General features: G+C 33.8%; 21 protein-coding genes. 17 read left to right on the top strand and 4 right to left on the bottom strand.

Annotated elements, in window-relative coordinates; translation table 11 throughout:
- The first annotated feature begins 153 nt into the window (after nt 1–153).
- On the top strand, nt 154–2,550 hold the full coding sequence (locus QMG60_RS03460; RefSeq protein ID WP_281866884.1) for a glycoside hydrolase family 95 protein: 2,397 nt from the start codon (nt 154–156) through the stop codon (nt 2,548–2,550).
- Between the two features lie 377 nt (nt 2,551–2,927).
- Here QMG60_RS03460 and QMG60_RS03455 read toward each other — a convergent pair whose 3' ends face one another.
- Nucleotides 2,928–3,479 (bottom strand): CvpA family protein, encoded by a 552-nt coding sequence (locus QMG60_RS03455; protein ID WP_281866883.1) that lies wholly within the window; start codon nt 3,477–3,479, stop codon nt 2,928–2,930.
- A 242-nt stretch (nt 3,480–3,721) separates the two neighbouring features.
- Between QMG60_RS03455 and QMG60_RS03450 the strand changes: the two genes are divergently transcribed.
- The 4 genes from QMG60_RS03450 (at nt 3,722) to QMG60_RS03435 (ending at nt 6,335) form a co-directional block, all read left to right on the top strand.
- The gene (locus QMG60_RS03450) at nt 3,722–4,078 is read left to right on the top strand and encodes a hypothetical protein (protein ID WP_057115259.1); all 357 of its coding nucleotides are present in this window, start codon (nt 3,722–3,724) and stop codon (nt 4,076–4,078) included.
- A gap of 173 nt (nt 4,079–4,251) precedes the next feature.
- On the top strand, nt 4,252–4,701 hold the full coding sequence (locus QMG60_RS03445) for a hypothetical protein (protein WP_281866882.1): 450 nt from the start codon (nt 4,252–4,254) through the stop codon (nt 4,699–4,701).
- 83 nt (nt 4,702–4,784) lie between these two features.
- The gene (locus QMG60_RS03440) at nt 4,785–5,804 is read left to right on the top strand and encodes a phenylalanine--tRNA ligase subunit alpha (RefSeq protein ID WP_057115257.1); all 1,020 of its coding nucleotides are present in this window, start codon (nt 4,785–4,787) and stop codon (nt 5,802–5,804) included.
- A 123-nt stretch (nt 5,805–5,927) separates the two neighbouring features.
- On the top strand, nt 5,928–6,335 hold the full coding sequence (locus QMG60_RS03435; RefSeq protein ID WP_057115256.1) for a hypothetical protein: 408 nt from the start codon (nt 5,928–5,930) through the stop codon (nt 6,333–6,335).
- A 145-nt stretch (nt 6,336–6,480) separates the two neighbouring features.
- Here the strand turns inward: QMG60_RS03435 and QMG60_RS03430 are convergent, their stop codons facing one another.
- The 3 genes from QMG60_RS03430 to QMG60_RS03420 all read right to left on the bottom strand — a co-directional run bounded on the left by QMG60_RS03430 (nt 6,481) and on the right by QMG60_RS03420 (nt 10,074).
- Nucleotides 6,481–7,476 carry an NAD(P)H-dependent glycerol-3-phosphate dehydrogenase gene (locus QMG60_RS03430; RefSeq protein WP_057115255.1) on the bottom strand — a complete coding sequence of 332 codons (996 nt, stop codon included), beginning with the start codon at nt 7,474–7,476 and terminating at the stop codon, nt 6,481–6,483.
- Nucleotides 7,477–7,984: 508 nt separating this feature from the next.
- Nucleotides 7,985–9,142, bottom strand: coding sequence for an iron-containing alcohol dehydrogenase (locus QMG60_RS03425; protein WP_281866881.1), 1,158 nt, complete (start codon nt 9,140–9,142; stop codon nt 7,985–7,987).
- 170 nt (nt 9,143–9,312) lie between these two features.
- Nucleotides 9,313–10,074 (bottom strand): type 1 glutamine amidotransferase domain-containing protein, encoded by a 762-nt coding sequence (locus QMG60_RS03420; protein ID WP_166669335.1) that lies wholly within the window; start codon nt 10,072–10,074, stop codon nt 9,313–9,315.
- A gap of 85 nt (nt 10,075–10,159) precedes the next feature.
- Between QMG60_RS03420 and QMG60_RS03415 the strand changes: the two genes are divergently transcribed.
- The 12 genes from QMG60_RS03415 to QMG60_RS03360 all read left to right on the top strand — a co-directional run bounded on the left by QMG60_RS03415 (nt 10,160) and on the right by QMG60_RS03360 (nt 19,797).
- Entirely contained in the window at nt 10,160–11,065 is a 906-nt protein-coding gene (locus QMG60_RS03415; RefSeq protein WP_281866880.1) for a LysR family transcriptional regulator, read from the top strand.
- Between the two features lie 78 nt (nt 11,066–11,143).
- Nucleotides 11,144–11,500: a PKD domain-containing protein gene (locus QMG60_RS03410; protein ID WP_057115251.1), complete on the top strand. Its 357-nt coding sequence runs from the start codon at nt 11,144–11,146 to the stop codon at nt 11,498–11,500.
- Nucleotides 11,501–11,610: 110 nt separating this feature from the next.
- Nucleotides 11,611–12,303, top strand: coding sequence for an NUDIX domain-containing protein (locus QMG60_RS03405; protein WP_134142757.1), 693 nt, complete (start codon nt 11,611–11,613; stop codon nt 12,301–12,303).
- A 74-nt stretch (nt 12,304–12,377) separates the two neighbouring features.
- The gene (gene prs, locus QMG60_RS03400; RefSeq protein WP_281866879.1) at nt 12,378–13,211 is read left to right on the top strand and encodes a ribose-phosphate diphosphokinase; all 834 of its coding nucleotides are present in this window, start codon (nt 12,378–12,380) and stop codon (nt 13,209–13,211) included.
- A gap of 165 nt (nt 13,212–13,376) precedes the next feature.
- Entirely contained in the window at nt 13,377–13,709 is a 333-nt protein-coding gene (locus tag QMG60_RS03395) for a hypothetical protein (protein WP_057115248.1), read from the top strand.
- 2 nt (nt 13,710–13,711) lie between these two features.
- Nucleotides 13,712–14,581: a hypothetical protein gene (locus tag QMG60_RS03390; RefSeq protein ID WP_281866878.1), complete on the top strand. Its 870-nt coding sequence runs from the start codon at nt 13,712–13,714 to the stop codon at nt 14,579–14,581.
- A gap of 38 nt (nt 14,582–14,619) precedes the next feature.
- On the top strand, nt 14,620–15,702 hold the full coding sequence (locus tag QMG60_RS03385; RefSeq protein WP_281866877.1) for an adenylosuccinate synthetase: 1,083 nt from the start codon (nt 14,620–14,622) through the stop codon (nt 15,700–15,702).
- A gap of 181 nt (nt 15,703–15,883) precedes the next feature.
- The gene (locus QMG60_RS03380) at nt 15,884–16,432 is read left to right on the top strand and encodes an RNA 2'-phosphotransferase (RefSeq protein WP_281866876.1); all 549 of its coding nucleotides are present in this window, start codon (nt 15,884–15,886) and stop codon (nt 16,430–16,432) included.
- Between the two features lie 20 nt (nt 16,433–16,452).
- Nucleotides 16,453–17,292, top strand: a complete 840-nt coding sequence (locus tag QMG60_RS03375) for an ADP-ribosylglycohydrolase family protein (RefSeq protein ID WP_281866875.1) — start codon at nt 16,453–16,455, stop codon at nt 17,290–17,292.
- A 3-nt stretch (nt 17,293–17,295) separates the two neighbouring features.
- Nucleotides 17,296–18,027: a metallophosphoesterase family protein gene (locus tag QMG60_RS03370; RefSeq protein WP_281866874.1), complete on the top strand. Its 732-nt coding sequence runs from the start codon at nt 17,296–17,298 to the stop codon at nt 18,025–18,027.
- Between the two features lie 8 nt (nt 18,028–18,035).
- Nucleotides 18,036–18,317 (top strand): hypothetical protein, encoded by a 282-nt coding sequence (locus QMG60_RS03365; protein WP_134142748.1) that lies wholly within the window; start codon nt 18,036–18,038, stop codon nt 18,315–18,317.
- Nucleotides 18,318–18,327: 10 nt separating this feature from the next.
- Nucleotides 18,328–19,797, top strand: coding sequence for a nicotinate phosphoribosyltransferase (locus QMG60_RS03360; protein ID WP_281866873.1), 1,470 nt, complete (start codon nt 18,328–18,330; stop codon nt 19,795–19,797).
- The last annotated feature ends 104 nt before the right edge of the window (nt 19,798–19,901 follow it).

Here is a 19,901-nt window from a genome sequence, read left to right as displayed (position 1 = left end):
TTAACAATGCAATATTGTTCCGTAGGAACATCTGATTTCTATCCTAACAGGTTTCCAAAACCTGTTAGGTATGACATAGATTTTTATTAGTTTTAGATATTCAATAAATACCTAACAGGTTTTAAAAACCTGTTAGGATAAGATAATACAGATATGATAAAAAAAACATTTCTCATCTTACTTCTCACATCTTACTTTACAAACGTTTCTGCGCAATCTAAAAATGTTTTATGGTACAAGCAGCCTGCAGAATTCTTTGAGGAAAGCTTAGTTTTAGGAAATGGAAAAATGGGAGCAACCGTTTTTGGAGGCGCCAATTCGGATAAAATTTATTTGAATGATATTACGCTTTGGTCGGGCGAACCTGTAAATGCTAATATGAGTCCAGATGCGTATAAAAACATTCCAGCAATTCGGGAAGCTTTAAAAAACGAGAACTATAAACTGGCTGAAGAATTAAATAAAAAAGTTCAGGGAAAAAACTCCGAATCGTATGCGCCTTTAGGAACATTAGAAATCAATAATTCCGAAAAAGGAAAAGCAGTAAATTATCATCGGGAACTGGATCTTTCGAACGCGATTTCAAAAGTAAGTTACGAAATGGCCGGCATAAAATATACGCGTGAATATTTTGTTTCGGCTCCAGATCAAATAATGATCATCAAATTGACAGCCGATCAAAAAGGCGCTTTGAATTTTGATGTCAATTTAAAAAGTCTCTTAAAGTCAAATGTTGAAGTAAGAAACAATATTTTGGTTCTAACAGGTTCTGCACCAATTCATGAAAATGCTGGATATACCGTTTTACCCAAATATTTAGACATAAAAGAAAGAGGAACAAGATTTACGACTTTAATCCAAATCAAAAAAACTGATGGAAAAATTACAAGTTCGAGAGAATCTTTAAGTTTAAAAGATGCAACTGAAGCTATTATTTATGTTTCTGTTGCCACAAGTTTTAATGGTTTTGATAAAAATCCCGCAACAGAAGGTTTAGATGAAGTGTCAATTGCATTACAAAATTTAAACAAAGCTTATGCAAAATCATTCGATAAAGTAAAAGAATCCCATATTGCCGATTATCAAAAATTCTTTAATCGTGTAAATTTAGATTTAGGAAAAACAACCGCTCCAGATTTACCAACAGACGAACGTTTATTGCGCTACGCTGACGGAAAAGAAGATAAAAACTTAGAAATTTTGTATTTCAATTTCGGACGTTATCTGCTAATCAGTTCATCAAGGACTTTGGGCGTTCCGGCCAATTTGCAAGGACTTTGGAATCCGCATTTGAGTCCGCCTTGGAGCAGTAATTATACCATGAATATCAATCTGGAAGAAAATTACTGGCTGGCGGAAAACACCAATCTTTCAGAAATGCATTCGTCACTTTTGAGTTTTATTAAAAATCTTTCTGTAACAGGAAAAGTTACGGCTAAGACTTTTTATGGAGTAAATAAAGGATGGGCAGCGGCACATAACTCAGATATTTGGGCAATGACCAATCCAGTTGGGCAATTTGGAAAAGAAGACCCAATGTGGGCTTGCTGGCCAATGGCGGGCGCGTGGCTGAGCACACACATTTGGGAACATTATATTTTTACTAAAGATGTTGCTTATTTGAAAAAAGAAGGATATCCTTTAATGAAAGGCGCAGCCGAATTTTGTTTGGGCTGGCTTGTAACAGATAAAAACGGAAATCTCATTACGTCGCCATCAACTTCGCCAGAAAATCAATATAAATTGGCAGATGGTTTTGTCGGAGCTACTTTATACGGCGGAACAGCCGATTTGGCTATGATTCGTGAATGTTTTGATAAAACGATAAAAGCTTCAAAAGTTCTGAATACAGATGCTGATTTTAGAGCAAAATTAGAAACAGCGCTTGCAAAGCTTTATCCATATCAAATTGGTAAAAAAGGAAATCTTCAAGAGTGGTATTTTGATTGGGATGATAATGATCCAAAACACCGCCATCAATCGCAGTTATTTGGACTTTTTCCGGGCGATCATATCACGCCTTTAAAAACACCCGATTTGGCTGAAGCTTCTAGAAAAACTTTAGAAATAAAAGGCGATGAAACTACAGGCTGGTCAAAAGGCTGGAGAATTAATCTTTGGGCGAGACTTTGGGACGGAAACCGCGCTTATAAAATGTTCCGTGAATTATTGCGTTACGTTGATCCAGATGGTAAAAAAACAGAAAAACCAAGAAGAGGAGGAGGAACATATCCAAATTTATTCGATGCACATCCGCCATTTCAAATTGATGGTAATTTTGGAGGCGCAGCAGCTGTGGCGGAAATGTTAGTTCAGTCAGACGAAAACGAAATTCGATTATTGCCTGCTTTGCCAGACGCTTGGGACGAAGGTTCTGTAAGTGGTATCTGCGCAAGAGGCGGATTTGAAATTGAAATGACTTGGAGCAATAAAAAACCAGAAAAAGTAATTGTTTCTTCTAAAAATGGAGGAAAAACAACTTTGATCTTTGGTGATAAAAAACAAGAGATTGTTTTGAAAAAAGGAGAAAGCCTAGAAATCAAATTCTAAATAGTATTTTAGAAAAGTTTCTGAGAAGCGAAATATTTATAGAAAAAATAAACATTTACAATATAATGCTCCAGCGGAGCGAAATATATGTCGCTCCGCTGGAGCTTTTTTTACATTCGCACGATTTAATTTCTATAAATATTTTGCCTCTCTGAGGCTTTATAAAATAAAAGATATGTATAAAAACAAACTCGATAGGTTTGTAAACCTTTTAGGGTTATTTAAAAAAAGCTTCGGAGAAGCGAAATATTTGTAGCAAAATAAATAAGCGTAAATACTAAAGCTCCAGCGGAGCGATATATAATTTTGTTGTCGTTAATAAGAAACCCGACAGTCCCGAAGCCTCGGGATAAAACCTGTCGGGTTTGATATATGAATTATTCTTTTTCAGATTCAGAAGTTTCTTTTTCTTGTGGTTTTTCAGAATGTTCCTTTTTAAAAGTCTCATACCATTTTTCAATCGACGGATATACAAAAGCAGCAACTTTTTTTACGGGATTATAAAAAATATAATTGTCTAAAGTTTCTTTTTTAGCGAAAGTATTATTGAAGTTTATTTTTTCAAACAAAGCGATAAAAATACTTAGAATAAGAATGGTCTTTAAAACCCTGAAAAGACCTCCTCCTAATTTGTTCATCCATCCCAGCATGGCAAAATCGGCAATTCCGGTTAATATTTTAGCTAGAAAATAAACACCAATTACAACTAGAATAAACGTTAATACAAAAGCCGTAAGTTGAATATTTGTCGGATTCCAGGAGACATGTTTTGAAATCATTCCAGTCATTAAAGAAGAAAATTTAATGGCAAGATAAATTCCTAATAACAGCGAAATAAAAGAAGCAACTTCTACAAAAAGTCCATTTTTAATTCCTTTGTATAAACTAAAAGCCAGAAGTGCGGCAACAATAATATCAAAAAAACTCATGTTTTCTGTGTGTTTAATAAAGCCGCAAATATATGTTTTTTTAAGGTTCACAGGTGCAGAGAGACAAAGGTTCATGACTTTAATGGCAAATGTAACTTTATGTGTTTAATTTTTTTAGGCACATTGAATTTGAACTATGTATCTTTGCAAATCAAATTTAGAATACAGATTGTAATTCTGCCCCCCTTCAGAATTGAATTTTTGAGCAATCTTATCTAAAATCAACAATCTAAAATCATACAATGTCTAGAGATACACAATTAAAAGAGCGATGGGAAAAGCTCGTTGAAATACTATCTAATCAGTTTTCGCAAGGCGAAGATTTAGATTTAGATGCCATTATTTACCTAATAGGAGTTCAGGAGCTCGGAAAATTGCACCGCGAATTCAAAAAAGATGAAAAACTCAACCTAATGCACATCGCCATCTGCAGATTGCTTGAGCCTTACGGATTTTATGAATTCGATTTTTTTGATGCTGAAGGCTGGCCGCATTACAAAGTAAAAGAAGAATTACCGCCATTAAAAGCAGGAGAACAGTCGGTTTTAATGAAAGAAGCAATTGTAAATTATTTTTTAGAAAGAAAACTTATTGAGTAGTCCCGACACTTCGGGATAAGTTTACAGTTGCAGTCTCAGTTTTCATTGTTTGAGACTGTAAACTGTCACTGAACACTGAGAATAAAATTAAAAAAATGTGCAGATACGCTATGACATCTTATAAACCTCATTATGCTTGTTTTAATTGTCGAAAAACATTTAAAAGAAGATTGATGAGTGATATTAAAAAAGGAGAAAAATCCGCTTTTGAAGCCAAATGTCCAGAGTGTGCAGAATTAATGGCGAGTATGGGACTAGATTTTGAATCGCCTAAAAAAGACGATGTCAAAAAATGGGAACATCTTAAAAGCTTATATTCAGTTGGAATTACATTTCATTCCTGTGGCTGCAGCGGCCCAGGTTATATTCCGAATTCAAAAGAAAAAATAATTGAATATTTTGAAGAGATTAAAAAAAGATATCTTGAAAATATGGATTTTTGGCGCACTAGAATCGAACCCACAACAAAACAAGAAAAAGAACGGGATTTAAATAAAAACGGGCATAAATTAAGCAGTATTTCTCCTAATTACAAAAAGGAAATAGTAACCAATCAAGAAGGTTTAGATTATTGGCATGTAAAGATTAAACAAGTTGAAGAAAAGTTAAATCTCATAAAATAATTTACGGAAAACCTAAAACTGCGACTGTGACTGCACACTTTAAACTAAAAACACTAAATTTGTATCTCAATTATTGAAGGAAAATGATAGATAAGATAAAACAACATATAGAGGAAGCCAAAGCCTTTAATGATAAAAATAAAGAATCTTTAGAACAATTCCGTATTAAATATTTAGGCAGTAAAGGTTTATTGAAAGAACTTTTTACTGAATTTAAAAATATTCCAAACGATCAGAAAAAGGATTTTGGACAGGTTATAAATACTTTAAAAGCGGTTGCCGAAGAAAAAGTAAGAGTTATTCAGGAAGAACTTGAAAGCAAAGAGGAATCAAAAGGTATTTTTGGTGATTTGACTCGTGCTGCAGAACCAGTAATTATTGGTTCACGCCACCCGATTTCTATCGTTAAAAATCAGATTATAGATATTTTTGCGAATATCGGATTCAATGTTTCTGAAGGACCAGAAATTGAAGACGACTGGCATAACTTTACGGCATTAAATTTACCAGAATACCATCCGGCGCGTGATATGCAGGATACATTTTTCATTCAGACTAATCCTGATGTGTTATTGCGTACGCATACGTCATCAGTTCAGGTGCGTTATATGGAAAATCATAAACCGCCAATTCGTACAATTTCACCGGGACGTGTTTTCCGTAACGAAGCAATTTCATCTCGTTCTCATTGTATTTTCCATCAAGTGGAAGGATTGTACATTGATAAAGATGTATCTTTTGCCGACTTGAAACAGACATTACTTTATTTCACAAAAGAAATGTTCGGAAAATCTAAGATTCGTCTTCGTCCGTCTTATTTCCCATTTACAGAGCCAAGTGCTGAAATTGATATCTATTGGGGTTTAAAAACCGAAACAGATTACAGAATCACAAAAGGAACTGGATGGCTGGAAATTGGAGGATGCGGAATGGTAGATCCAAACGTTTTGAAAAACTGTGATATTAATCCAGATGAATTCAACGGTTTTGCTTTCGGAATGGGAGTAGAGCGTATTGCAATGCTTTTATACCAAATTGGCGATATCCGTATGTTTTATGAAAACGATGTTCGTTTCTTAGAGCAGTTTAAATCAAATATATAATTTGCAATTTTAGATTTTAGAATGTAGATTTTAGATTATTTTGTTGTCTAATGTAATGTCATAATATAATAAACCTTTGTTGAAGTTTAGGCTTTGACAAAGGTTTTAAAGCTTTTAATAAAAATGAAAAAAGATATAATAATTCCAGAAGTTGAAAACGTATTTCTTGCCGCAGTACAGGAATGGAGCGACGATTTTATGGAAAAAGTTTGGTACGCCTACTTGGTCAACGACAGTGACTTTAACTTAGACAGCGTTATGGTGGTTTCAAAAGCATTTGGAACTATCGATGGCGAAATGAAAAAAACTTCAATTCTGCGTCATGCTTTTGTTGAAGTTCCCGCTGTTTCTGTGGTGAAAATCGAAATGATAGAAAAAAGTCTTTTGGTTTTGAACAACGAATTTATGGTGACATTCTTCATTGGAAACACTTTATACGATAAGAAATTCATTTTCAAATCGAACTTAATCAACGAAAACAATACGGAAGAAGTGCCGATTCTTTTTGTTGAAGGTGTGATGGTGAAGTAGAGTGCTAAAGAAGCAAGAAGCAAGAGGATAGAATTAAGAGAATAGAATAAAGAAGAAAGAGCCAAGACTGAAATTCAGTTTGGCTCTTTTTTATTTCAGTATTTTTTTCTTTTGCCTCTTTATTCTTGCTTCTATTTTCTAAAATTTAATCTAAAGATTCCGTTAATTTCTTGAAAACCGTTTTTGCATCTTTCCCTTCGTACAGAACAGCGTAAACAGCGTCGATAATTGGTGTTTTTGCTCCGTAGCCTTGATTTAGTTTATACGCACTTTTTGTTGCATAATAACCTTCTGCAACCATGCTCATTTCCATCATGGCACTTTTTACAGTATATCCTTTTCCAATCATATTTCCGAACATTCTGTTTCTAGAGAAAACAGAATAACCTGTAACTAATAAATCGCCTAAATAGGCAGAGTCATTAATGTTACGTTTCATTTTATGTACTTTACGGATGAATTTTTTCATTTCACGGATTCCGTTACTCATCATTACCGATTGGAAATTGTCTCCATATCCTAAACCGTGAGCGATTCCGGCAGCAATTGCGTAAATATTTTTTAGCATTGCCGCATATTCAGTACCAATAATATCATCTGAAATTTTGGCTTTAATATAATTTCCTGAAAGTGATTTTGCAACAATGCAAGCTTTTTCTGGATCTCCGCAGGCAATTGTTAAGTACGAAAGTCTTTCTAAAGCAACTTCTTCTGCGTGGCAAGGACCAGTGATAACTCCAATATTATAATAAGGAATATCATATTGAATATGGAAATGCTCGCCCACTATTAAACTCGTTTCTGGAACAATTCCTTTAATAGCTGAAAAAATAATTTTATCTGCTAAAGAAACAGTCATATTTTTTAATTCCGCATCTAAAAAAGCAGATGGAATGGCAAAAATGATATAATCTGCGTATTCAATTGCTTCATTTATATTATTGGTCAATTTAAGCTTGTTAGTGTCAAATTCAACAGAACTTAAATAATTTGGATTGTGTTTGTATTTCTGAATATGTTCGATCGCAGAATCATTACGCATGTACCACGCAATTTCTGAAAGATTAACGCATAACATTTTTGCAATTGCCGTTGCCCAGCTTCCTCCTCCAATTACTGCAAATTTTAATTTTTCGCTCATTATTTTAATAATTTAAAACAAAAGTACTTAATAATGTGCTAATAAAGCAAAGACTGATTTAAGAAATTTATCAAATGATTCTTCTGTACATTTTGAGATAACATTAAAAGAGTTGAATTTCAGGATATATTTCGTCTCTTAAAATTAAAATTCCTCTAAAAATATTTTTTTAAAGTAAATTCTTTCAATTTAAATGTATGGTTAAAGAAAATAAAAAAGGTAAATAATCGAAAAGCATGAATATAAAGGGAATTAGTATTGTGAATCTAATTTAAATGAAAAAATATTTTGATCCTACACAATAAAACATGAAAAGGCACGTTGTAAGTTTTTATAAATTAGAATTTTAATGAATTTAAAAAGAATTGAGTTAGTTAGTTTTGTTTTAGTATTTTAAAAAGGCGTTCCTAAACTTGTTAAGAACGCCTTTTTTAATGAAATTCCAATAAAAAAATCCAAATTCCAAAAGTAGATTGGAATTTGGATTTTTTTAAATTTGGATTTATCTTTAGTAAGAAAGCTCCACAATCGATTTTACTTTATCTAAAGTTACCAATTGGTTTTCGCCTAAGCCTTTCCAGCCTCTTTCGTCAAAACGATTTACGATAAAATCTGCAGTATTGGAATAATCTTGTGTGTATTGAGAAAGTTTGGTATCCATTCCCATTGTATGGAAAAACTCAACTGTTTTGTTAATTGCTTCTTTTGCCACTTCTTCATCAGAACCAGAAAGATTAAAAATACGTCTTCCGTATTGGGCTAATTTTCCTTTTTTAGTTTCAAACATTACATTGTACAAACTTGGACCAATAATTGCCAAAGTTCTTGCGTGATCAATTCCATAAAGTGCTGTTAATTCGTGGCCAATCATGTGAGTTGCCCAATCGCTTGGAACGCCTTTTTGAATCAACCCGTTTAGAGCCATAGTACAGCTCCACATAAAGTTAGAAGCCAAAGTATAATCTGTTGGATTTTCGACAACTCCTGGGCCAACTTCAATTAAAGTCTGTAGAATTCCCTCTGCAATTCTGTCTTGTAGAAAACCTTCGTGTGGATAAGTTAAATATTGCTCCATTACGTGGGTATAAGCGTCTACAACTCCGTTCTGAATTTGTCTTTTTGGTAAAGATGCAATTACATTTGGATCGCAAATTGAGAATACTGGAAATAAAGCACTTCCTCCAGAAGCTAGTTTTTCTTGAGTAGCTTCGATTGTTACCACGTATCCAGAATTCATTTCGCTTCCTGTTGCTGGGAGAGTCAAAACAGTCCCAAAAGGCATAGCATTTTCTTTAATTAGAATACGTTTTTGCAGAATATCAATCGGGTTTCCTTCAAAATTAACTGCTGCTGAAATAAACTTTACACCGTCAATAACAGATCCTCCACCTACGGCCAGGATAAAGTCAATTTTTTTAGCTTTGATAACATCAACCGCTTTCATCAAAGTTTCAAAATGCGGATTTGGCTCAATGCCGCCAAATTCAACAATTTCAAAACCTTTTAAGTTAGCGATTACTTGATCGTAAATTCCGTTTTTAAAAATACTTCCGCCGCCGTATGCCAAAAGAATTTTAGCATCTTTTGGAACTAATGTCGAAAGTTTCGCAATTTGTCCTTTTCCGAAGATTAAATTCGTCGGATTATATAATTCAAAGTTGAGCATTTTTTTAAGGTTCTAAGTTGCTAAGATTCTGAGGTTATAAGGTTTTCCTTTTTAGGCTTAGCAGCATGTTATTTAATTTTTTTAACATTCTGGGTTGCAAAGATTCTGAGCTGCTAAGCCCCAAAGTTTGTAAAACCTTAGCATCTTAGCACCTCAGAATCTCAGAACCTTTATTTCAATTCTTGTAATAATTTTCCAGCTACTAGTTTAGACGATGCAGGATTTTGACCTGTAATCAAAAGTCCGTCTGCAACTGCATAAGGCTGCCAGTTTTCACCTTTAGAAAATTTAGCACCATTTTGTGTTAAAGCATCCTCCAATAAAAACGGAACCACTTTTGTCAAACCAACCGCTTCTTCTTCTGTATTGGTAAAACCAGTTACTTTTTTACCTTTTACCAAGTATTCACCTTTTACTTTTACGTTTTTCAAAACCGCAGGAGCATGACAAACAAAAGCTACTGGTTTATTATTCGTATAAAAAGCTTCGATTAAAGCGATAGAGTTTTTGTCTTCAACTAAATCCCAAAGCGGACCGTGTCCTCCAGGGTAGAAAACAGCATCGTAATCTTTTTGGTTAACGGTTGAAAGTTTTAAAGTATTTTTTAATTTTTCCTGTAAAGTTTTATCAGCGTCAAAACGTTTCGTGTCTTCAGTTGCTGATGCAGGATCTGCACTTTTCGGGTCAATTGGCGGCTGTCCTCCAAGCGGAGAAGCAATTGTAATTTCAACTCCTTGATCTAACAATTCATAGTAAGGCGCAGCAAATTCTTCTGACCAAAATCCTGTTTTTTCTCCTGTATTGCCCAGTTTATCGTTACTGGTTACAACAAATAATACTTTTTTCATACTTTTTTTATTTGATTTTTGCGCCACAGCAGAAATGCCTGTCGCTGTAAATGCAATTATTGCGAGTAAAGCTATTTTTTTCATAATATTAAATTTTAAACAAATTTACGGCTTAAGTGATATCAGTAAAAATAAAATAAACTATGTTTGTTATAAATAAATTTATGTCATGGTAAATCTAGAATGGTACAGAACATTTAAAGCAGTTTATAAAAACGGTAATTTTTCGGTAGCGGCAAAGGAGTTATTTATGAGCCAGCCTGCCGTAAGTCAGCAGATTTCGATGCTCGAAGCGCATGTTGGTAATAAATTGTTTAATAGAAAATCAAAAGGCGTTGAACCAACCGAATACGCTAAGTTACTGAATAATTTGATTATAGATGCGCTAGATCGCCTCGAAAGTGTCGAAGCAGGTTTCAGGGCAAAAGCCGAAGATGCGAATAGATTGATTTCGGTTGGAATTTCAAAACATCTTTTTAGTTGTGTTGGAGATCTTTTGATCTCAAAGTTTGATTTGATCGATTTTACTTTTGCAGAGAACGATGAACTTTTTGCTTTAGTAGACGCCAAAAAACTTGATTTTGCCATTACCACAAAAAGGTTCGATACATTTGATACGACTTATGAAATTGTCGGAAAAATTAAATTGATAATGGTTGCTCCGACAAATTTGGACATAACAGATTTCCGCCAGAAATTAAAAGCAGACAATTTTACCGAAATAGAACAATGGCTGAACGGACAGAAATGGTACAGTCATGATGCTAGAATTCCTCATATAAAATTATTTTGGCTTCATGCTTTTAATAAAAAAAGACCGTCTATGGTGCCTAATTATATTATTCCATCAGAATCTGAGATGTTGAAACTTCTCTCTAAACATGATGGAGTAGCTGTAACATGGAATTGTAATGCTCGAAAATTAATAAAAGAAAATAAATTGCAATTGTTATGGAACAGTTTTCACGTTCCAGAGGAGTTTGTGTATTTATTAGCGCCCAAGAACAATAATTTGAAATCTTTTTTTGATATTATTGAGAAAGAACTGAAAATGTTCTTCGGCAATAGAATGTAGATTTTTTGTTTGCGATTTCGAAGTATTCAATAAAGCAATAACTTTGAGTAAATTAAACTCCTATAAATAAGATTGATTATGAGAAAAATAGCATCCATTTTAGTACTTGTTACAGTTTTGTTTATTAGTAATTCATGCAGTAAACATGACGATGAAGTAATTATTGATTGTCTAGCAGAATCTATTTACATTAAAATACATAATTCTACAGATACTAGTAACCCGAAATTAATGAATTATTCCGTTGAATATACTGGAACAGGAACGCTAAGTTCTGTAAAATGGAGCTTTGGAGATGGAACTGTTGGAACAGGAACTGCGGTTACGCATACTTATACTGCTGCTGGCGAATATACAGCAACGGCTGCGGTAACAATTAAAAAAGACGGTTCAGAATGTACTTCCAGTCCAAAACGAACGGTTACAATAAATTAGAATAAGAGATAAAAGATACTACTTATGAGCCAATTTTATAATTTAAGCTTTTGCATTAGATTATAAAATTGGCTCTCATTCGTTATATTTGTTCGATATGATTTTATAATATGAAAGAATTACAAAATATTAGAATTGCTGTAGATGCTATTGTTTTTGGTTACAAAAGCAATGGGTTGTATGTGCTTTTAATCCAGCAGCAATTTGGTTCTTCAGAAAAATATTGGGCTTTGCCAGGCGGTTTAGTTCAAGATAATGAATCTTTGAGTGATGCAGTTATTCGGGAATTGCATGAAGAAACAAATGTACAGCTAACTTTTATGGAGCAATTGTACACTTTTGGAGATGATATTAATCGAGATTCTAGAAATCGTGTTATTTCTGTTGCTTATTATGCATTGGTTGACGCTTCAAACTTAGAAATTAAAGCTAATACTGACGCCGAAAAAGTACAGTGGTTTAAAATTAATGAAATTCCGCCTTTGGCATTCGATCATAATTTAATCTTAGAAAAAGGAATTCAGAGACTAAAAGCAAAGCTGACTTACGAGCCAATTGGTTTCGATTTACTTCCTGAAGAATTCTTGTTTTCTGATCTCGAAAATCTGTATTGTACCATTTTAGAAAAAGAAATTGACCGTAGAAATTTCAGGAAAAAAATATTGAGTTACGGTATTTTAGAACAAACAGAAAATTTTTCGCCCATAAAAACAGGTCGTCCTGCTAAACTTTTTAGGTTTAATAAGTTGAAATATAACGAATTAACTAAAGAAGGTTTTCACTTCGAAATAAAGTTTGCGTAATTTTTACACAAAATAAATTGTTTATTTAAAATTTAATTCTACATTTGCGTATTATTAACGCAAACCAAAAAACTATGATACTAAATCTCGACCCCAAATTCGCTCCTTTTCAAAATCAGGAAGAAATCAAATTTCAAAGTTTTACTTTCTCTGGAGGAGAACCACATATTAAAATCAATCCGGATTTCGACAGAAATCAGAAAATAACAATCACGCACAGATTAAATTCATTCAATGATTTAGGTTTATTGTGCATTACGGTTGATGCATTGCGAAGAATGGACGTAAAAATTATCGATCTCTTTATTCCGTATTTTCCAGCTGCGAGACAAGATCGTGTTATGATTCCGGGCGAACCTTTATCTGTAAAAGTGTATGCTGATATCATAAATGCTTTACAATTAAATAAAGTATTTGTTTTTGATGCACACTCTGAAGTGACTCCGGCTTTATTGAATAATTCTACTGTAATTCCAAACTATACTTTTATTAGAGAAGTATTAAATAGAATTGGCGAAAACGTAAAACTAATTTCTCCAGACGGTGGCGCACTTAAAAAAATCTACAAAGTCTCTGAATTTTTAGGAGGAGCTGAAGTTGTAGAATGCAGTAAAAGCCGCGACGTAAAAACTGGAAGATTATCTGGTTTCAAAGTATACGAAGATGATTTACAAGGAATAGATTGTTTAATTGTAGATGATATCTGCGACGGCGGCGGGACTTTTGTTGGTTTGGCTGAAGAATTAAAAAACAAAAATGCGGGCAAATTATACTTAGCCGTAAGCCACGGAATTTTTAATAAAGGTTTTGAAGTTTTAAACTGCTTTGATGCCATTTTTACAACCAATTCAGTAAAAGACTTTGAAGGCGAAAGCGTTCAAGTGATAAAGTTAGATCAACTAATTTGAGAAGTTTCAAGTTTCAGGTTTCAAGTTCTTGACGTAACCTGAAACCTGAAACAAAAAAACTAAAAAAATGCTATTAACCGTTTCAGATTTAATTTCAAAATTTCAAGTCCAGGATGCAACTTGAAACATGAAACAAAGAAAACCTGAAACAAAAACCACAAAACAATGAGCGATTTAAAACCAAGATTTATTGAATCTTTAAAAAGAAACAATGATCAGATAAGAGAAGACAGAGCCAAAACCATTGGTGAAGATTCTGAATTAATATACAGACGTCGAGTTGAAGACATTGAATTAAAAATAAAACGTTTAGAAAGAGAACAAGAAGGATTGATAGATATTAGTCCGCTGGATAAAAACAGTTTAACCTTTGCCGATTTTCAGCCAGAAGCTTTTGTACAGAAAGATATGGAACTTTCGCTGACCATCAGAAATTTGAATATCCAGTTTGAAGTAACAAAAAAGAGATTTGAGTATTTATTTGGTAAAACATTTTAGTTATGGGAGGTACAAGATATGATTTCGGTGCTCGTGAAGACAGAGCAAAAAAAGTAGGTTATGCCAGCAAATCAGCTAGTGAGATATTTACACAGAATGCGTTACGAATGGCGCATGAGTCTATGAATCCGAATGGCGTGATTTTTAGAGAAGCAAGAGATTCTGATGTGCATCCAAACACAGTTCCAATTATTTTAGGATTGGATGTTACAGGAAGTATGGGACATATTCCGCACGAACTGATCAAAGAAGGACTTCCAAAATTAATGGGAGGAATTATTCAGGGCGGCGTTCCTGATCCGGCACTTTTATTTTTAGGAATCGGTGATCACGAATGCGACAGATATCCGCTTCAGGTTGGACAATTTGAATCTGGAGATGAAGAACTCGATATGTGGCTTACGAGAACTTACATTGAAGGTGGAGGCGGAGGAAACGCTGGAGAAAGTTATCTTTTAGCGTGGTATTTTGCCGCTTTTCATACTAAAATAGACGCTTTCGAAAAAAGAGGCCAAAAAGGATTGTTGTTTACTGTTGGCGATGAACCAGGTTTGAAAACACTTCCAGCGTCAGCAATAAAAGAAATTATGGGTCAGGGACAACAGACTTATACACATCTTGAATTATTAGCAGAAGCCCAAAAAAGATACGATGTATACCATATAAGTGTACTGCATTCTGGACAAGCGATTAATGCCGATGTAGAATGGAAAGAATTATTAGGTCAAAACTGTTTATCTATCGAAGATCACAGAGAAATTCCAAATGTAATTAAAAAGATTATCTGTGATAAACACAAAAGTTCTGGTTTAGGAACCATACCAGTTTCTGATGCAAATGATACAGGTTTAGATAATATCGAAATGCTTTAAAAACTTTGCGTCTTTGCGAGATTAAAAAATAAATAAAAATGAAAACAGCGCAAATAGTTATAGGTTTAGGATTTGGTGATGAAGGAAAAGGAATAACAACAGATTTTCTGGCAAAACAAAATCCTGAATCTATAGTTATTCGGTTTTCTGGTGGACAACAGGCCGCACACACGGTTATGATTGGCGATAAAAAACACGTTCATTCGAGTTTTGCGAGCGGAGCACTTCGCGGTCTTCCATCTTATTACAGCGAACACTGTACGATTCATCCGCTTTTTTTATACAACGAAAAAGAAGAATTAAAAGAAAAAAATGCTAATCTGGATTTGTACATTCATCCTTTAGCAAAAGTCACAACTCCTTTTGATGTTTGGCACAACCGTGGAAACGTAAGAAACATAGATCACGGAACCTGCGGAAAAGGCATTGGTTCAACCATGAAAAGAAACGAAGGACCGTACAAATTATTTGCGATTGATTTGATTGCGCCGCGAGAAATGCTTTTAGAAAAATTAAATCAAATTGCCTATTACTACGGTTTTTTAAATGAACCCGACATCGATCAGGAAGTTCAGGCATATCTCGAAGCAATTGATAAAATAAAATGGAATATTGTTGATTACAGTTTCCTTTCAAAATATAATAATTTAATTTTTGAAGGAAGCCAGGGAATCCTTCTCGACATGGATCACGGTGTTTTTCCGAATGTTACGTATGCGAATACGACTTCAAAAAATGCTATTGAAATCTGTAATAAACTAAATATTGATGAAGTAAACATTTTTTACGTAACCAGAAGTTATACCACAAGACACGGTCACGGGTGGATGCCAAATGAAGGAGAAATACAATTAAAAAACAATGAAGAAGAAACTTGTGTTTTCAACGAATATCAAAAACATCTCAGATTTGGGAACCTTGATTATAATTTGCTGAATTACGCTTTAAAATTAGATGCTGCTTATAGTCCAATGGCAAAAAGAAATTTGGTTGTAACGTGCATGGACCAGTTAGAAAAGAATTATGAATTTGAAAATCTGACAACAGATTTCGAGACCATTTACGGTTCATTTTCACCTGATTCAAAAGATTTTAAAGAGATCACTTCTTTGTTTCAATAACAGAAAAATGAAATATAAAAATGAAAGTCTAAATTTTTGTAGGATCGAAGTTAGGGATGAATTGATATAAAATTAAAGAAGAACCAATGTTTCGTAGGAACATTTCATTGGTAGAAAAAATATCGCTCCCTAGCAGTTACGTTCATTCGAACGTTTAAGGGTCGGAATAAAAAAAATGAAAATGAATGAAAAAGAAACAAAAAGCATAAGCAAATTTTTAAGTCTGGTGCTTAGACATTCTCCAGAAAAAATCGGATTAAAATTAGATGAAAAAGGTTGGGCAGATGTCAACGAATTAATAGAAAAATGTACTAAAAAAGGAAACCGTCTCGACGCTGAACTTTTAGATTACGTAGTAGAAAATAACGATAAAAAGCGTTTTGCGTTTAATGAAGACAAAACGAAAATCAGAGCAAGTCAGGGACATTCTATTTCAGTTGACTTGAATTTAACAGAAACAGAACCTTCAGAGTATTTATACCACGGAACGGTTGGGAAGTTTATAGAAAGTATTCAGAAAGAAGGTTTAAAGAAAATGAGCCGTCAGCATGTACACCTTTCAAAAGACAAAGAAACAGCTATAAAAGTAGGAAGCAGAAGAGGAGCGGCTCAAATCTTAACCGTTAAAAGTGGCGCTATGCATCGCGACGGATTTAAATTTTATTTGTCTGAAAATAATGTCTGGCTGACTGATGTAGTTCCAGCAAAGTATATTGAATTTAAATCTTAATATAATCAAATAAAAAAATTATGATTTTAGAAGCAGCAATAGGCGATGCATACGGTGCGGGTTTTGAATTTCGCGATTTAGATTTTATTTCTCAAAACAATAATCTGACTCAATATCATAAACACGGACTTTACACAGAGATTTATAAAAGATATACAGACGATACTCAAATGGCAATTGCAATTACAGAATTGCTATTAGAAGACGATAACTGGAACGAGATTAAAGTGGCAGATAAATTTGTTGAGGTTTTTCACAGAGATAAAAGGCGAGGATATTCAGACCGGGTTTATAATGCTTTAGATGTCAGTACAAACGGAGCTGATTTTATCAAAATAATCAACAACGGAAGTAACGGAAACGGTTCTGCAATGAGAGCATATTCTATCGGGTATTTAAAAGATATTAAGCAGATACTGGAATTCTGTGAGATTCAGGCGAAAACTTCTCATAATACAGTTGAAGGAATAAGTTGTGCCAAACGCATTGCTTTGGCAGTTCACTATTTTAAATATAATTTGGGTGATGGATCTACTTTGATAGCATTTCTAAACGAGACTTTAAAAGAGAATGAGAATTATAGAATTACTTCTCCAATTGATATGCACGGTTATCCTACAACACAAGCGGTTATTAAAATGGTCTCAGAAGCTGTTTCAATGAAAGACTGTCTAAAAACAGGGATAAGTTACGGAGGCGATGCCGATACAGTTGCAGCCTTGTCTATGGCAATTTTAAGTCAGAAACAAAATTGTGAGAAAACATTGCCTCTATTTCTTTACGAAGAATTAGAGAATGATAAATTCGGAAAAGATTTTCTAATAAAATTAGATACAGCTCTTGATAATAAATTTAATTAAGTCATGAAAAGGACTTTAGTTTTTGGAGATATTCACGGTGGATTGAAAGCATTGCTTCAGTTACTTGAAAGAATTGATTATGCGGAGAATGACCGATTTATTTTTCTAGGAGATTATGTCGATGGCTGGAGCGAATCTAAACAATTAATTGATTTTCTTATTGATTTATCCCAAAAGCGGGAATGTATTTTTATAAAAGGAAATCATGATGCCTGGTGTCAAGAATGGTTAGAAAAAGATATCATAAATGATGTTTGGTTTTTGCACGGAGGGAAATCGACTATAGAAAGTTATGCAGACATTGAGCTTTCAGAAAAAGAGAAGCATTATCAATTCTTTAATAGTATGAAAGATTATTATGTAGACGAAAATAACAATTTGTTCATTCATGCCGGTTTTTCATCCATGCACGGACCAGAGAAAGAACATTACCAAACTAATTTTTCTTGGGACAGAACACTTTGGGAAATGGCTTTGACAATGGATAAAAGAATTAAAAAAGATTCACTTTTATATCCAAAAAGATTATTGCTTTATAATCAAATCTATATTGGTCACACACCAACGCTTCATTATGATGTCGAAATTCCTATGAAAGGCTGTAATGTCTGGAATATTGATACTGGAGCTGGTTTTTACGGAAAATTAAGCTGTATGGATGTTCAAACGAAAGAATTTTGGCAGAGTGATGTCATGCAGACATTGTATCCTAACGAGAAAGGAAGAAATAAATAAGCTTTGAAATGAGTGAAGTACTAAAACTAATTGAACTAATTAAATCTAAAATTACAGCTGATACCGATTTAATGTGGACATCTTATAATTCTATAGAAGAATTAATTGCCGAAATAGATTTAAATTCTAAATTGGTTGAAAATAATAATGAACAAGGTCTGGAATTTTTTCGGCACTTATTTGCGCCAACCGGAACTTTACAAGAAATCTCTATGCAAAATGACTGGATTCAGGAATATTTGAATTTGTCTTTAGAATTTGATACACTATATGAACATTTAAAACTATAATAAAAAATATATGAACCCACTATTATTAACAGATGGTTACAAAGTTGACCACAGAAGACAGTACCCAGATGGAACAACATTAGTATATTCTAACTGGACACCACGAAAATCAAGAATTGAAGGTCTTGATGAGGTTGTGTTTTTCGGATTGCAGTATTTCATCAAAAAATATATTATTCATGACTTTGAAGAGTATTTCTTCAAAAAATCAAAAGAAGAAGTAGTTCAAAAATACGCACGCAGAATCAATAATTATTTAGGCGAAAACCAAGTTGGTACAAAACATATTGAAGATTTACACGATTTAGGATATATTCCGATGGTTTTTAAAGCTTTACCAGAAGGAGCAAGTGTTCCTTTGAGAGTGCCAATGTTTACGATGTACAATACAATTCCAGAGTTTTTCTGGTTGACCAATTATTTCGAAACATTACTTTCTGCAGTGGTTTGGCTTCCTTGTAATTCAGCGACAATTGCAAAAGAATACAGAAAGGTTCTAGATAAATATGCAGCAGAAACTTCTTCTGTGCCAGAATTTGTAGATTGGCAGGCACACGATTTCTCAATGCGAGGAATGGGCGGAATAGAAGCGGCAATAACATCAGCAGCTGGACATTTATTAAATTTCACAGGTTCTGATACGATTCCAGTAATCGATTTTCTCGAAGAATATTATAATGCCAATTCAGATTTAGAACTTGTAGCAGGTTCAGTTGCCGCAACAGAACATTCTGTAATGTGCATGGGAACTACAGAAGGCGAGTATGAAACATTTAAAAGATTAATTACAGAAGTATATCCAAAAGGAATCGTTTCTATCGTTTCTGATACTTGGGATTTATGGAAAGTTTTAACCGATTATCTTCCAAGATTAAAAGAAGAAATTGTTTCAAGAGAAGGTAAAGTCGTAATTCGTCCTGACAGCGGTGATCCAGTGGATATTATTTGCGGAAATCCGAATGGAAGAACAGAACAAGAGAAAAAAGGCGTTATCGAATTGCTTTGGGATGTTTTTGGAGGAACTACAAATGACAAAGGCTTTAAAGAATTAGTTCCGCAAATTGGAGCAATTTATGGTGATAGCATTACAGTGGCAAGAGCGACTCAAATCTGCGAAAGATTAAAAGCAAAAGGTTTTGCTTCTACCAATGTAGTTTTAGGAATTGGATCTTTTACCTACCAGTATAATACTAGAGATACTTTCGGATTTGCCATGAAAGCAACTTACGGAGAAGTAAACGGAGAGGGAAGAGCCATCTTCAAAGATCCAATTACTGATGACGGAACTAAAAAATCTGCCAAAGGATTAATGAAAATTGATTTAATCGATGGCAAGTATCATCTAACAGATAATGTTTCTTGGGAAGAAGAAAAACAAGGTGAATTGAAAGAGGTTTTCAGAGACGGAAAACTTTTAATCGATCAATCGCTAAGTGAAATTAGAACAAGAGTAAAAAATGAAGTAAGTGTTGAAGCTTAATTATAGCAAAAAGCCTGAATTTTAAATTCAGGCTTTTTTTAGGATTTTTTTATATGGCTCTGTTTGTCATTTCGACGAAGGAGAAATCTCCATAAGTAGCTCCG

Origin of the sequence: Flavobacterium sp. GSB-24 (genome assembly GCF_027924665.1) — a bacterium.
GTDB lineage: Bacteria > Bacteroidota > Bacteroidia > Flavobacteriales > Flavobacteriaceae > Flavobacterium.
The sequence above is the reverse complement of the archived record's forward strand: the minus strand, read 5'-3'. Positions and strand labels throughout refer to the sequence as shown.